We start from the raw sequence: 13,863 nt of genomic DNA on the forward strand, positions 1-13,863 counted from the left end.
CCACGTGCGCCGTCATTAGGCTGATCACGACGACGCCCGCGTCACCAACTCCGTTGCCAGTACCACCTGTCGGCGTTCCAGGCCCCGCGAGACCGCCGGACGGCGGTCCGCGATCTCTTCGAGGAGGAGGTCGATCATGCGGCGGCCCATTTCCTCGATGGGCTGGCGGACGCTGGTCAGGGGTGGGTCCATGTGGCGGGCTATGGCCGAGTCGTCGTAGCCGACGAGGGCCACGTCGTCGGGGATGCGGCGGCCCTCCTCGCGCAGCACCTGGCGGGCGCCGGCCGCCATGACGTCCGAGCCGGCGAAGACCGCGTCCAGGTCGGGGCGGCGGGCGAGCAGGGTCGTCATCGCCCTGCGGCCGCCCTCCTCGGTGAAGTCCCCTGGTTCCACGAGCTGTTCGTCGGCCTGGTGGCCCGCGTCGCGCAGGGCGTCGCGGTAGCCGTCGACGCGGCGCTGGGCCCCGTACACGTCGAGGCGGCCCGTGATGTGGGCGATCACGCGGTGGCCCCGGGCGAGCAGGTGCTCCACGGCCGAGCGGCCGCCCCCGTAGTTGTCCGAGTCCACCGACGTCAGCGACTCAGCGGCCGAGCGGGGGCCGCTGATCACCGCCGGGATCTCCAGCTGCGAGAGGAGGTCGGGGAGCGGGTCGTCCGCGTGGACCGAGACCAGGAGTACGCCGTCGACGCGGTGCGCGGCCAAGTACTGGGCCAGGCGCTGCCGCTCGCGGTCGTTGCCCGCGAAGATCAGCAGCAGCTGCATCTCCGTCTCCGACAGCTCGGCGCCGACGCCCTTGAGCATGTCCGAGAAGTACGGTTCCGCGAAGAAGCGCGTCTCCGGCTCGGGTACGACGAGGGCGATGGCGTCCGTGCGGTTCGCGGCCAGGGCGCGTGCGGCCGTATTCGGAACGTAGCCCAGTTCCGCCACGGCCGCCTCGACGGCCGCTCGCGTCGCGTCGCTCACCCGCGGCGAGCTGTTGATCACCCGGGAGACCGTGCCGCGGCCCACACCGGCACGGGCGGCGACCTCCTCCAGGGTCGGCCGCCGACCGCCCCGGTTCCGCCCACCGCTGACCGTCATGGTCGCCGCCTTCCGTTCGCAGCTTTCAGGCCAGGAATGTAACAGCCGGGCCCGGCCGCCTTACCTCCATCATCCTCCGCCGACCGGGGCTTTCGTCCACCGAGCCGGGCCTCACCCGTGTTCACCGGCTTCACCGGCGGACGGCAGCGCGTTCCCCCGGATCACGTCGGCGTACCAGTGGGCGCTCGCCTTGGGAATGCGGCGCTGGGTCGAGTAGTCGACGTAGACGGCGCCGAACCGCTTCGAATAGCCGTAGGACCATTCGAAGTTGTCGAGGAGGGACCACAGGAAGTAGCCGCGCACGTCCGCTCCGTCGGTGATGGCCCGGCGGACGGCGTCGAGGTGGGAGTGCAGGTAGGCGATCCGCTGCGGGTCGTTCACCCGGCCCTCGGGTGAGACGTAGTCGTCGAACGCGGCGCCGTTCTCGGTGACCATCAGCGGCAGCGTCGGGTGCGAGGCGGCCAGGCCGGTCAGCAGGGTGTGCAGGCCGCTGGGGTCGATGGCCCAGTTCATCGCGGTGAGCCGGTCGTTGGCGAGGTGGAAGTTCACGCCCTCCGAACCGGTCCACGGGGAGTGGTCGCTGGCGCCGTGGCCGTCGTTCTTGGTGGTGCCGGAGCCGTCGCCGGCCGAAACCACGGTCGGGGCGTAGTAGTTGACGCCGAACACGTCGATGGGCCGGGAGATCTCGGCCAGGTCGCCGTCCCGCACCAGCTCCGCCCAGTCGACGAGGTGCCCGGTGTCGGCGAGCAGGTCCTCGGGGTAGGCGCCGTCGAGCAGGGGGCCGGTGAAGATCCTGTTGCCGACCGCGTCGATACGGCGAGCGGCCTCCGTGTCCTCGGCGCTGTCGGTGAGAGGGCGTACCTGGTGCAGGTTGAGGGTGATGGAGGTCTGCGCGGAGGCCGGCAGGACCTCGCGCAGCGCCCCGATCGCCTGGCCGTGCCCCAGGTTGAGGTGGTGAGCGGCGCGCAGGGTGGCCGCCGGGTCGGTGCGGCCGGGGGCGTGCACGCCGGAGCCGTAGCCCAGGAAGGCGCTGCACCACGGCTCGTTGAGGGTGGTCCACAGACCGACGCGGTCTCCCAGGGCCCGGCCCATGATCTCGGCGTAGTCGGCGAAGCGGTGCGCGGTGTCGCGCTGCGGCCAGCCGCCCGCGTCCTCCAACTCCTGCGGCAGGTCCCAGTGGTAGAGGGTGGCGACGGGGGTGATGCCGGCTGCCAGGAGTTCGTCGGCGAGCCGGCGGTAGAAGTCGAGACCGCGCTCCACGGCGGGTCCACGGCCGGTGGGCTGCACCCGGGACCAGGAGATGGAGAACCGGTACGCCTTCAGGCCCAGCTCCTTCATCAGCGCCACGTCGTCGCGGTACCGGTGGTAGTGGTCGGCGGCGATGTCGCCGGTGTCGCCGTTGCGCACCTTCCCGGGCGTGTGACTGAAGGTGTCCCAGATGGAGGGGGTCCGGCCGTCCTCGGCGGCGGCGCCCTCCACCTGGTAGGCGGCGGTGGCGGCACCCCAGACGAAGCCCGGGGGGAAGGAGGTGGCGAAGGCCGATTCGGCCTTGGTCTCATGTCGTACGGCGGTCATGATGTGAGCGCTCCCAAAGTGGCGTGAGTGACAGCCGGACGGTGCTCCGGCGACGAGGGGGAAGCGGACGGGGCACGACGACGGGCGCCCGGCCGGGTACGGCCCGCGTGCTGAGCGGGCCGTACGGGAGGGTGAACAGGACCTGTCCGACCGGGAGTTCGGCGGTCGGCGTCAGCCCTTGACGGCGCCCGCCATGATGCCTCCGATGATCTGCTTGCCGAAGATCACGAACACCAGCAGCAGCGGCAGGGTGCTGATCAGCGCTCCGGCCATGACGATGCTCTGGTCGGGGGTGTAGGAGGCGCTGAGCTGGCCGAGTGCCACCTGGATGGTGGGGTTGTCCTGGTTCAGGGCGAGGAAGGGCCAGAAGAAGTCGTTCCACGCCTGCACGAAGGTGAGCATCCCGAGCACCATCATCGCGGGCCTGGCCGCGGGCAGGACCACGTTCCAGACGACGCGGATGTTGCTCGCCCCGTCCACCTTGGCCGCCTCGATGAGTTCGTACGGCAGGGCCTCCAGCAGGTACTGGCGCATGAAGAAGACGCCGAAGGCACCGACGAGGGTCGGGAAGATCACCGACTCCAGTTTTCCGCCCCAGCCGATGTCCGCCATCATCATGAACAGTGGTACGACGCTGAGTTGGGGCGGGATCGTCAGGGTCGCGATGACCGCGGTCATCAGGGCCCCACGGCCGCGGAAGCGCATCTTGGCGAAGGCGTAACCGGCGAGGGTGCAGAAGAAGAGGGTGGCCGCGGTGATGGAGCCGGCCACGACGACGGTGTTGACGATGGCCTTCCCCAAGTGGGCCTGGTCCCAGGCCGCCTGGAGGTTGCTCCACAGCCGGCCGCCCGGCACGAGCGGCGGCGGGCTGTCGAGGACCCGCTGCTGGTCGTGCGAGGCGGCCACCAGCGTCCAGTACAGCGGGAAGACCGAGCCCAGGCCGACGATGATCAGGGCCACGTAGGTGAACGGGCCGCCCTTGAGCTGCTGGCCGGCGCCGATCTTGAAGCGTGGGCGGCCCTTGCCCGGGGTGACGGGAAGCGGTGCCGGGCCGAGGTCCGGCGCGGTGTGGGTGGGACTGGTCGTGGTCATCGATATCGCTCCCGTCAGGCCGCGCTCTTGCGCAGGAACCGGCCGACGATCAGGTTGATCAAGGCAATGAGCAGCAGCAGGACGAGCATGGCCCAGGCGACGGCCGCGGCCGGGCCCAAGTGCCCAAGCTTCCAGCCGTAGTTGAAGAGATAGATGCTGAGCGTCTCGTACTGGTGCTCGCTGCCTCCGGTGGAGCCGAGCGTGCCGCCCTGCAGCAGCAGCGGCTCACCGAACAGCTGCATGGAACCGATGGTCGAGATGACGATGGTGAACAGGATCGTCGGCCGCAGCGAGGGGATGGTCACCTTGCGGAACTGCTGCCAGCGCGTCGCTCCGTCGATCGAGGCCGCTTCGTACAGGTCCGTGGGCACGGCCTGCATGGCCGCCAGATAGATCAGGGTGTTGTAGCCGGTCCAGCGCCAGATCACGATGGCCGAGATGGCGAACTTGGACGTCCACTCCCCGTTGCCCCAGTCGGTGTTGCCGATCCCGACGAAGTGCAGGACCCAGTTGAGCAGCCCTCCGTCGGCCCGGAAGACCAGGGCGAAGACGAGGGCGGCGGTCGCCACCGAGGTGGCGTACGGGGTGAGGATCACCGTCCGCCAGAAGGTGCTGGCGCGCAGCTTGTAGTTGAGCAGGTGGGCCAGGCCCAGGGCCATGAGGAGCTGGGGGACGGTCGAGATGACGCCGATCACGAAGGTGTTCGTGACGGCCGTCCAGAACTCGGAGTCCTGGAGGATCGTGGCGAAGTTGTGCCAGCCGACCCACTCGGACTGGTTCAGGCTCGTCATCTCCACCCGGTGCATGGCTATCCAGCCCGTGTACAGCATCGGGTAGAGGCCGAAGGCACCGAAGATGAGGAAGAAGGGGGCGATGTACGCGTACGGCGACGCCTTGTCGTCGAAGCGCCACAGGCGCGTGCGCCACACGCTGGGTTCGTTCGACACGGCGCCGACCCCGCCGGGTGGCGGGGTGGGGGCACCCCGTGTGGGGGTTGTGGTTGCCACGGAGGGAGTCCTTCCCTGGATCTCGGCCGGGTACGGGCAGGAGTCGGCGCGGGGCCGGGCACCCGGCCCGGGAGACGTCGTCGTACTCGGGTCGCCGGTCCGGCGGACACGGTGCCGCGGCGTCCGGTGAGTGTGCGCCGAACACCGCGGAAAAGACCGGCACTTGACGACCGGGGCCGGTGCGGACGGCCCCGCGCCTACGGCAGGAGCCGCCGCACGGCCCCACGCACGTAGCACGGTGCGGGCGACCGCCGGGCCGCCCGCACCGCGGCTTGGGTCAGCCGATCACCTTGTCGATCGAGTCGGTCGCGGCCTTCCACGCCTTGGCGGGCTTGGTGCCCCGCTGCTCCATGTTGTTGATCTGCGTGGAGATCGTGTCCTTGATCGTGCCGTCCTTCGCGCCGAGCACGGCCTCGGGGATGGCCTTCGCCTCGTCGGCGTAGATCTGACCGATCGGGGCGTTGTTGAAGTACGGCAGCGTCGCGTTCTTCACGCTGGCGAGTTCGTAGGCGCCCTTGTTCGACGGGAAGACACCGATCGCCTTGAACACGGAGGCCTGCTGCTCGGGAGCGGTCAGCCACTTGACCAGGGCGGTGGCTTCCGTGACGTGCTTGCCGGTCTTGGGCACGGCCAGGAAGGAGCCGCCCCAGTTGGCCGCGCTGGTGCCGGGTGCACGAGCGATGTCCCACTTGCCCTTGTAGGCGTCACCGGAGTTGATGGAGATCTGGCCGGCCATCCACGCGGGGCACGCCACGGTGGCGATGGTGCCCTTGCGCAGCGCGGCCTTCCAGGCGTCGCCGAACTGGGGCAGACCCTCGGTCAGCTTCTTGGACGCGGCTTCCGCGGCCAGGTTCCAGCCCTGCTGCACGGCCGGGCTGTCCTTGTAGATCGCCTTGCCGGAAGCGTCGTAGTACTGCTGCGCGGAGGAACCCACGACCGCGTTGTACATGGCGCTCGCGGAGTCCATGAAGTACGTGCCCTTGGCGGCCTTCTTCTGGAACTTCTCGCCCAGCTTGAGGTAGTCCTCCCAGCCGCCCGTGACGGCCTTGGCGACCGACTCACGGTCGCTCGGCAGGCCCGCCGCCTTGAAGAGGTCCGAGCGGTAGCACAGGGACATCGGGCCGATGTCGGTGCCGGCGCCTATGACCGAACCGTCCGACGCGGTGGCCTGCTTCTCCTTCCAGGAGACCCAGTCGCTCACGTCGATCGTCTTGCTCAGGTCGGCGAACTTGCCCGCCTGGGTGTCGACGACCTCCTTGATGCGGCCGACTTCGATGCCGGTCACATCTCCCAGACCACTGCCCGTGTTCAGCTGCTGAAGAAGCTTCGGGTAGTAGTCCTGCTCGTTGGCGGTGGTGTTTTCCTTCACCGTGATGTTCGGGTGCAGCTTGTGGTACTGGGCGAACAGGCCGGCTTCCTTGTAACCGAACTGCCCGAAGTCGTCCACCGTGAGAGTGATTTTCCCGTTCGAGTCCTTGGCGTCCGAGGAGCTGTCGTCGCTGCTGCAGCCGGTCAGCAACAGGGCGGAGGCCGTCAGGACCGTCGTGGTCAGGGCCGCTGCTCTGCGGCCGTGGCCGCCGCCGGTACGGGTGATGCGCATTCCACTACTCCTTGTTCCAGTGGGGAACGGGGTCTCAGGAATCGGACCGCCGAGGCTCGACGATCCGGACCTGCCCTCTCGTTTCGAGCAGCGGCCAGCCCACAGCACTGGACGTGCGGTGAAAAGGTGCTGGTCAACGGTGTGCCATGCGAGATAGAGGGACGGGCCGTTGGTGGTTCGCTCCACACGGGAGGAAGCCCCCGAGGTTCCGTGGGACCGCTCCCACGCGGCATGCCGGAAGACTCCTTCGTGCCGGGCCGGGTGTCAAGACTTGAAAACGGCGTTGTTGCGCAAGCGTGTTCCGGACGTCACGTGAATGTGTCGCTCCACCAGGCGTCATCGGCCGGACACGGGCCGGCCTCGCACAGGATTCGCGCAGGTCACTCATGGGTCCGCCGCGCGGACGGGGAGCCACGGCCGTCCGTCCGGGCCGTCGCCCGAATTTCTGGGCCAGAATGAGGCGAGCCCCCCACCGATCGCCGGAAGGTGAACAATGAGCCCTGCCGACCAGCCGCCTCCGCGCGCGGAGGTCCGGCGCCCGACCCTCAACGCCGTGGCCGCCCTCGCCGGCGTCGGCCGCGGCACGGTCTCCCGGGTCATCAACGGTTCTCCCAAGGTGAGCGCCCCCACCCGCGCGGCGGTGGAGCAGGCGATCGCCGAACTCGGCTACATCCCCAACCCGGCCGCCCGCTCCCTGGCCAGCCGCCGCACCGACACGGTCGCCGTGGTCGTTCCCGAGGGCGAGGCCCGGCTCTTCTCCGAGCCCTACTTCTCGGAGATCATCCGCGGGGTGTCGGCCGAACTGGCAATCGCCGGAATGCAGTTGCTGCTGGTCCTGGTGCCGGACGAGAAGGAGTACGCGCGGCTCGCCACGTACCTGTCCGCGCATCGGGTGGACGGCGTTCTGATGCTCTCGGTCCACGGCGGCGACACGCTCCCCGACCGCCTTCACGAACTCGCCGTACCGACCGTGCTCGCCGGCCGGCGCGGCCCCGGGGAGCCGCTCGGGCATGTCCGCGCGGACAACAGCGGCGGCGCCAGGAGCGCGGTCGAGCATCTGCTGGCCAAGGGGCGCCGGACCATCGGCACCATCACGGGCCCGCTGGACATGGACGCCGCCCGGGCCCGACTCGACGGCTACCGCGAGGCGTTGGAGCACGTGGGCATGACCGTCGACGAGGACCTGATCGCGTACGGCGACTTCCGGGAGGAGGGCGGACGGGCGGCCATGCGGCAGTTGCTGCGCAGACGGCCCGGTCTCGACGCGGTCTTCGCCGCGTCCGACGTGATGGCGTCGGGCGCTGTGCTGGAACTGCGCACGTCGGGCCGGCGGGTGCCCGACGACGTCGCCGTCGTCGGCTTCGACGACTCGATCGTGGCCCGGCACATCGATCCCCCGCTGACCAGCGTCCGCCAGCCGCTGGAGGAGATGGGCCGGACCATGGCGAGCCTCCTGCTGCACGAGATCGCCCACCGCGGGGGCGATCACCGCGAAGTGGTCCTGCCGACGCGGTTGGTGGTGCGGGAGTCCGCGTGAGCGGAGTCCGGGGAGGAACCGAGCGGAGTCGCGGGAGGAACGGTTACCCCCTTTACGCATGGGAGCGCTCCCATGCACAATGGGCGCCACCCGACCCATGGGAGCGAGTCCATGTCCGACCTGACGACCGTGACCTTTCCTCCCGCCTTCCTCTGGGGCGCCGCGACCTCCGCGTACCAGATCGAGGGGGCGGTGCGGGAGGACGGCCGTACGCCCTCGATCTGGGACACCTTCAGCCATACGCCGGGCAGGACGGCCGGCGGCGAGCACGGTGACATCGCTGTCGACCACTACCACCGCTACCGCGATGACGTGGCGCTGATGGCCGACCTGGGCCTGACGGCGTACCGCTTCTCGATCTCCTGGTCGCGGGTGCAGCCGACGGGCCGGGGCCCGGCGGTCCAGGTGGGCCTGGACTTCTACCGGCGGCTGGTGGACGAGCTGTTGGCGCACGGCATCAAGCCCGCGGTCACCCTCTACCACTGGGATCTGCCGCAGGAGTTGGAGGACGCGGGCGGCTGGCCGGCCCGCGACACGGCGTTCCGGTTCGCCGAGTACGCGCAGATCGTCGGCGAGGCGCTGGGCGACCGGGTGGAGCAGTGGATCACGCTCAACGAGCCCTGGTGCAGCGCGTTTCTGGGCTACGCGTCCGGCGTGCACGCGCCGGGTCGCACGGACCCGGAGGCCTCGCTGCGGGCCGCGCACCATCTCAACCTGGCGCACGGGCTGGGCACCACGGCCCTGCGGGCGGCGATGCCGGCCCGCAACTCGGTGGCGCTGAGCCTCAACTCGTCGGTGGTCAGGCCGGTTTCGCAGGACCCCGCGGATCTGGCGGCGGCCCGGAAGATCGACGACCTGGCCAACGGCGTCTTCCACGGCCCGATCCTGCACGGCGCGTACCCGGAGACGCTGCTGGCGGCGACCTCGTCGGTGACCGACTGGTCGTACGTCCTGGACGGTGATCTGCGGGCGATCCAGCAGCCGTTGGACGCGCTGGGGCTCAACTACTACACGCCTACGCTGGTTTCGGCGGCCGAGTGGGCCGGTACCGGTCCGCGCGCCGACGGCCACGGCGCGAGCGCGCACTCGCCGTGGCCGGGCGCGGACGACGTCGCCTTCTTCCAAACCCCGGGCGAGCGTACGGAGATGGGCTGGACGATCGACCCGACCGGCCTGCACGAGCTGATCATGCGCTACACCCGCGAGGCCCCGGGGCTGCCGCTCTACATCACGGAGAACGGCGCGGCCTACGACGACAAGCCGGACCCGGACGGCCGAGTGCACGACCCGGAGCGGATCGCCTATCTGCACGGGCACCTCTCTGCGGTGCGGCGCGCCATCGCGGACGGCGCGGATGTCCGGGGCTACTACCTGTGGTCGCTGCTGGACAACTTCGAGTGGGCGTACGGGTATGAGAAGCGGTTCGGGGCGGTGTACGTGGATTACGCGACGCTGGCTCGGACGCCGAAGTCGAGTGCGCTGTGGTACGGGGAGGCGGCTCGGTCGGGGGCGTTGCCCGGTGTCACGGATGCCGCCTGAGCGTTCTGTGGTGCGCCGTCGGGCGAGTGCGGCGCCGTTGTGGCTGGTCGCGCAGTTCCCCGCGCCCCTGTGAGGCGCGGGGAACCGTCAACCGTCGGACGTCACCCGTCAGTTGAAGGCGCCGAACGCCTTCGAGAACGCGAACTTGTCCTGGAGGATCGAACTGCAGGTGGCGTCGGCGGAGGGCTTGGTGCCGTCGGCGCACTGCTTGTCTCGGGTGGCCGACCACATCGAGAGCCAGCCGAGGCCCTTGGACTTGGCGAAGTTCACCAGTTGGGTGGCGTCGTCGACCTTGAAGATCTCGCTGGCGACGTCGTTCACGCCGAGCATCGGAGTGACGGCGACGGTCTTCCAGGCGGCGGCGTCCGAGAGGCCGAGCACGCTCTTGACCTGGGCCTGGGTGGCGGTGGCGGCCAGTTCGGCGTAGGTGCCCATGTCGCCGCTGTAGGCGGGGCCGTAGTCCATGGCCATGATGTTGAGCGTGTTGATCTTCACGCCGTTGGACTTGGCGTTGGACAGGAGGTTGACGCCGTCCTGGGTGAGGCCCTCGGGCATGACCGGGAGGGTGTAGGAGACGTCCAGGTCCGGGTGTTGGTCCTGGAGCTTGGCTATGGCCTTGGCGCGGTTGGTGTTCGCCGTGGTGTTGGGCAGCGCGCCGCCCTCGACGTCGAAGTCGACCTTGGTGAGCTGGTACGCGTCCACGACCTTGCCGTACGCCGTCGCCAGCGCGTCCGCCGAGGAGCAGGTGGTGGCCAGTTCGGAGCCGGAGGCGCCGCCGAAGGAGACGCGGACGTCGCCGCCCTTGGCGCGCAGGGCGCCGATCTGTGCGGCCACGGCGTCGGTGCCGAGGTCGCTTACGCCGCCCCACTTGGGGGTGCAGCCGCCGCCGTCGGTGATGAAGGCGAGGTTGTAGTTCTTGACGCCGGTCGCGTCGGCGCTGGCCAAGAGATCGAAGGCCGGGTAGAGCGAGGTGTCGACGTAGGGCGCGAAACCGGCGCTCGCCGTGGTGCCGGTGCCGGAGCTCTTGGTGGGGGTCGGCGTCGGCGTGGGGGTGGCCGTCTTGGTGGGGATGGGTGTGGAGGTCGGCGTCGGGGTGGGCTTCGGGGTCGTGGTCCCCGTGGGGCGGCCGGTCGGTTCGGGCGTGGCGGTGCCGTCCGCCGAGCACTTGGCGCCGTCGATGAGACAGGCGGTCGGGTTCGCGGTGCCGTTGACCACGAAGCCGACGGTGACGGACTTGCCGGCGGCCAGCCCGTCGGTGTCCCACTTCGGCGGCGTGACGGTGACGTGCTGCCCGCTGACGCTCGACTCGGCGTTCCACAGCGAGCTGAGCTTGGTGCCCGAGGGCAGGTCGAACTCCAGCTTCCAGGCCTTCTCGGTCCCACCGCTGTTGTTGGTGACGACGTACTGCGCGGTGTAACCCGTCGACCAGTCACTGGTCTTGGTGTAGGCGGCGCCGATGCCGGCCGCCTGGGCGGTGCCCGTGAGCAGGACCGCGCCACCGCCGACCACGGCCGCGGCGACCACACCGCCGATCACCTTGTTTCTGCCGCTCACCTTGCGCCGGTGCGTGGTCATCGCGTGCCTGCCTTCGTTCTGGGGGTGGGGTGCGGCAGCACGCTAGCGACCTGGAATCGGGCAAAGTGCCTGATCCGGGCGGGGGTTGCGGATCTTAGGGTGCGCTTAAGGAAGGGATCGGGAGCGGTTAAAGGTAGAGACCAATCTGCCGCGCCGCCGCCGTCGCACGGACCCCCGGTGGCCTCGGCGCTCCGGCTCCCGTCCGTCCACCTGGATCCAGATCCGCACCTCGGTCCCGCCCAGGACGGACGACCCGATCCGTACGTCCCCGCCGGTCGACTCCGCGAGCCGGCGCACGATGTCCAGGCCCAGACCGGTGGAGCCGGCGCTGCCCGAGCCGCGCCCGCGGGCCATGGCGGCCACGGGGTCGGTGATGCCGGGGCCCGCGTCGGAGACCAGGACGATCACCGCGTCCTCGCCGTTGTGCACGTCGACCGCGAAGGCCGTGCCCTCGGCGGTGTGCCGGAAGACGTTGCCGAGCAGGGCGTCGAGCGCGGCGGCGAGGTCGGCCCGGGCCACGGGTATGCGCACCGGCCGGTCGGCGCCGGCCACCCGCCACTTACGGCCCTCGTCCTCCGCGAGCGCCGACCAGAACACCATCCGCTCCCGGACCACCTCGGCCGCGTCGCACCCGGCCCCTGGCAGGGCCGCCGCGGTCTGCGGCTTGGCGTCCCGGGCGGTCCGGATGATCGTGTCGACCTCGCGCTCCAACTGGGCTACGGCCTCCCGGGTCTGGTCGGCGGCCGGTCCGTCGCCCAGCGAGGCCGCGTTGAGCCGCAGTACGGTCAGCGGCGTACGCAGCCGGTGGGACAGGTCGGCCGCCAACTCCCGCTCGTTCGCCAGCAGTTGGACGACCTGGTCGGCCATCGAGTTGAACGCGACGGCGGCCAGGCGCAGTTCGCTCGGGCCGTCCTCGGGCACCCTCGCCCCCAGCTTGCCCTCCCCCAGTTCGTGCGCGCCCTCGACCAGCCGCCGGGCGGGCTTCACCATCCGCACGCCCAGCCGGTCGGCGACGGCGACCGAGCCGACGATCAGCGCGACGCCGACCGCGGCGAGCACCGCCCAGGCCGTGCCCACGCCGTTTCGGACCTCGGCGTCGGGGACGAACACCTCGACGACGGCGATCGCGCCGGAGCTCAGCGCGACCGGCTGGAGCAGTGTGGAGCCACCCGCGACCTCGGTGGTGGAGGCGCGGCCCAGCTTCCGTACGGTCGCGATGGCGTCGTCGGCCGCACGCCGCCGCCCGATGTCGACGGCCTTGCCGCCCTCGACGGCCGGTATGTGCACGGCCATCCCGGAGTCGGAGCCCGCGGAGGCGACGACCTTCTCCAACTGGTCTCGGTCGGTGGTGATGGACAGCGCCGGGGCGACGGCGGCGGCCTCCCGCTCGGCGTTGGAGAACGCGCGGTCCCGGGCCATCTCCTTGATGACCAGCCCGAGCGGGACCGCGAAGGCGACCACGACCATGGCGGTGACCGCCAGGCAGACCTTGACCAGTGCCCATCTCATCGCGGCGGCTCCGCTCCCCCGGGTGGTTCCAGCTTCACGCCGACGCCGCGCAGGGTGTGCAGATAGCGCGGACGGGCGGCGGTCTCGCCCAACTTACGGCGCAGCCAGGACAGATGGACGTCGATGGTCTGGTCGTCGCCGTACGACTGCTGCCACACCTCGGCGAGCAGTTCCTTGCGGGGCACGACGACACCGGGCCGGCCGGCCAGGAAGGCCAGCAGGTCGAACTCGCGGCGGGTGAGGTCCAGCCGTACGCCGTCCAACTCGGCCTGGCGGCGCAGCGGGTCGACGGTCAGGCCGCCGACGCTCAGGACGCTGGACGGCGGTGCCTCCCCGGCGGCGGACCGGGAGCGTCGTAGCACCGCCGCCATCCGCGCCGAGAGGTGCTCGACCGAGAAGGGCTTGGTCAGGTAGTCGTCCGCGCCCGCGTTCAGCAGCCGGACGATCTCCGTCTCGTCGTCGCGCGCGGTGGCGATGATCACGGGCACGTCCGTGATGCCGCGCAGCATCTTCAGCGCCTCGGACCCGTCCAGGTCGGGCAGACCGAGGTCGAGGATGACCACGTCGAAACGGAAATGGGCGACCTCGCGCAGCGCCTCCAGCGCCGTCCCGACACTGCGCACCGTGTGCGCGGCGTCGGTCAGGTGCCGGATCAGCGCCGAACGCACGAACTGGTCGTCCTCGACCACGAGCACACTTGCCATGCGCCGCACCGTACGCCATCCGGGCGAGCCGGATCCGGGCCTGTGGATAACTTCGGAGGGGCGACACCTGTGGGGCGTGTGAGGCAGTATGGCCGCGATGCTCAGAGGACTCGCACACGTACTGGCTTGGTTGCTCGCCACGGGCGCGGCGGTCACGCTGTCGTGGTGGGGCGTCCACACGGTGATGGCGGGCACGGCCTACGACCCGCCGCGCGCCCTGCCCATCACGGCGGGCCACGCGACCACGCAGGAGTCGAAGCCGCTGGCGTCCGCGACGCCTAGCACGCCGACTCCCACGCCGAAGCCGACGCCTTCGAAGACGTCCGCCGAGCCGAAGCCGACCCCCTCGAAGACCCCCACCACCAGCCCGTCGCCCACCACTTCGGCCGCCGGCCAGGTCAAGAGCTACGACACCGAGGGCGGCCGGGTGGTCTTCGACCTCACCGACACCTACGCGACGCTGGTGTCGGCGACGCCGGGCCCGGGCTGGTCGATGCAGGTGTGGAAGACGGAGACGTGGATCCGGCTGGAGTTCGCCTCGGGCGCGGACCGGGTGTCGGTGTTCTGCACGTGGCACGACGGGCCGCCACAAGTGGACGTCGAGAACTACTAGTCGCGAACCGGTGGTTGAGAGCTGCTGGTCGA

General features: G+C 70.4%; 11 protein-coding genes. 3 read left to right on the top strand and 8 right to left on the bottom strand.

Features of this window, described 5'->3' with window-relative positions:
- Window positions 1–24 precede the first annotated feature (24 nt).
- The 5 genes from M2283_RS16060 to M2283_RS16080 form a co-directional block, all read right to left on the bottom strand.
- Window positions 25–1,080, bottom strand: a complete 1,056-nt coding sequence (locus M2283_RS16060) for a LacI family DNA-binding transcriptional regulator (RefSeq protein WP_280876879.1) — start codon at window positions 1,078–1,080, stop codon at window positions 25–27.
- Between the two features lie 111 nt (window positions 1,081–1,191).
- A complete protein-coding gene (locus M2283_RS16065; RefSeq protein ID WP_280876880.1) occupies window positions 1,192–2,655 on the bottom strand; it encodes a GH1 family beta-glucosidase in 1,464 nt (487 codons plus the stop codon).
- Between the two features lie 171 nt (window positions 2,656–2,826).
- Complete coding sequence (locus M2283_RS16070; protein WP_280876881.1) at window positions 2,827–3,747, bottom strand: carbohydrate ABC transporter permease; 921 nt, start codon at window positions 3,745–3,747, stop codon at window positions 2,827–2,829.
- 14 nt (window positions 3,748–3,761) lie between these two features.
- On the bottom strand, window positions 3,762–4,754 hold the full coding sequence (locus tag M2283_RS16075; protein ID WP_280876882.1) for a carbohydrate ABC transporter permease: 993 nt from the start codon (window positions 4,752–4,754) through the stop codon (window positions 3,762–3,764).
- Window positions 4,755–5,031: 277 nt separating this feature from the next.
- Window positions 5,032–6,354: an ABC transporter substrate-binding protein gene (locus tag M2283_RS16080; protein ID WP_280876883.1), complete on the bottom strand. Its 1,323-nt coding sequence runs from the start codon at window positions 6,352–6,354 to the stop codon at window positions 5,032–5,034.
- Window positions 6,355–6,847: 493 nt separating this feature from the next.
- Here M2283_RS16080 and M2283_RS16085 point away from each other — a divergent pair, with 493 nt between their 5' ends.
- Both M2283_RS16085 and M2283_RS16090 read left to right on the top strand, forming a co-directional pair.
- Window positions 6,848–7,891 (top strand): LacI family DNA-binding transcriptional regulator, encoded by a 1,044-nt coding sequence (locus tag M2283_RS16085; protein ID WP_280876884.1) that lies wholly within the window; start codon window positions 6,848–6,850, stop codon window positions 7,889–7,891.
- Window positions 7,892–8,002: 111 nt separating this feature from the next.
- The gene (locus M2283_RS16090) at window positions 8,003–9,430 is read left to right on the top strand and encodes a GH1 family beta-glucosidase (RefSeq protein WP_280876885.1); all 1,428 of its coding nucleotides are present in this window, start codon (window positions 8,003–8,005) and stop codon (window positions 9,428–9,430) included.
- Window positions 9,431–9,538: 108 nt separating this feature from the next.
- Here M2283_RS16090 and M2283_RS16095 read toward each other — a convergent pair whose 3' ends face one another.
- The 3 genes from M2283_RS16095 to M2283_RS16105 all read right to left on the bottom strand — a co-directional run bounded on the left by M2283_RS16095 (window position 9,539) and on the right by M2283_RS16105 (window position 13,218).
- Window positions 9,539–11,005 (bottom strand): glycoside hydrolase family 18 protein, encoded by a 1,467-nt coding sequence (locus tag M2283_RS16095; protein WP_280876886.1) that lies wholly within the window; start codon window positions 11,003–11,005, stop codon window positions 9,539–9,541.
- 105 nt (window positions 11,006–11,110) lie between these two features.
- Entirely contained in the window at window positions 11,111–12,514 is a 1,404-nt protein-coding gene (locus tag M2283_RS16100; protein WP_280876887.1) for a sensor histidine kinase, read from the bottom strand.
- A complete protein-coding gene (locus M2283_RS16105) occupies window positions 12,511–13,218 on the bottom strand; it encodes a response regulator transcription factor (protein WP_280876888.1) in 708 nt (235 codons plus the stop codon). Before M2283_RS16105 ends, M2283_RS16100 begins: the two co-directional genes overlap by 4 nt.
- 97 nt (window positions 13,219–13,315) lie before the next feature.
- Between M2283_RS16105 and M2283_RS16110 the strand changes: the two genes are divergently transcribed.
- Window positions 13,316–13,831, top strand: a complete 516-nt coding sequence (locus M2283_RS16110; RefSeq protein WP_280876889.1) for a hypothetical protein — start codon at window positions 13,316–13,318, stop codon at window positions 13,829–13,831.
- Window positions 13,832–13,863 lie beyond the last annotated feature (32 nt).

The sequence above is a fragment of the Streptomyces pseudovenezuelae genome (genome assembly GCF_029892565.1).
Lineage (GTDB): Bacteria > Actinomycetota > Actinomycetes > Streptomycetales > Streptomycetaceae > Streptomyces > Streptomyces pseudovenezuelae_A.

Bases quoted from the DNA above. Each gene is read 5' to 3' on its own strand.
- M2283_RS16060 (WP_280876879.1), bottom strand. From the start codon at position 1,080: ATGACGGTCAGCGGTGGGCGGAACCGGGGCGGTCGGCGGCCGACCCTG.
- M2283_RS16065 (WP_280876880.1), bottom strand. From the start codon at position 2,655: ATGACCGCCGTACGACATGAGACCAAGGCCGAATCGGCCTTCGCCACC.
- M2283_RS16070 (WP_280876881.1), bottom strand. From the start codon at position 3,747: ATGACCACGACCAGTCCCACCCACACCGCGCCGGACCTCGGCCCGGCA.
- M2283_RS16080 (WP_280876883.1), bottom strand. From the start codon at position 6,354: ATGCGCATCACCCGTACCGGCGGCGGCCACGGCCGCAGAGCAGCGGCC.
- M2283_RS16085 (WP_280876884.1), top strand. From the start codon at position 6,848: ATGAGCCCTGCCGACCAGCCGCCTCCGCGCGCGGAGGTCCGGCGCCCG.
- M2283_RS16090 (WP_280876885.1), top strand. From the start codon at position 8,003: ATGTCCGACCTGACGACCGTGACCTTTCCTCCCGCCTTCCTCTGGGGC.
- M2283_RS16095 (WP_280876886.1), bottom strand. From the start codon at position 11,005: ATGACCACGCACCGGCGCAAGGTGAGCGGCAGAAACAAGGTGATCGGC.
- M2283_RS16100 (WP_280876887.1), bottom strand. From the start codon at position 12,514: ATGAGATGGGCACTGGTCAAGGTCTGCCTGGCGGTCACCGCCATGGTC.
- M2283_RS16105 (WP_280876888.1), bottom strand. From the start codon at position 13,218: ATGGCAAGTGTGCTCGTGGTCGAGGACGACCAGTTCGTGCGTTCGGCG.
- M2283_RS16110 (WP_280876889.1), top strand. From the start codon at position 13,316: ATGCTCAGAGGACTCGCACACGTACTGGCTTGGTTGCTCGCCACGGGC.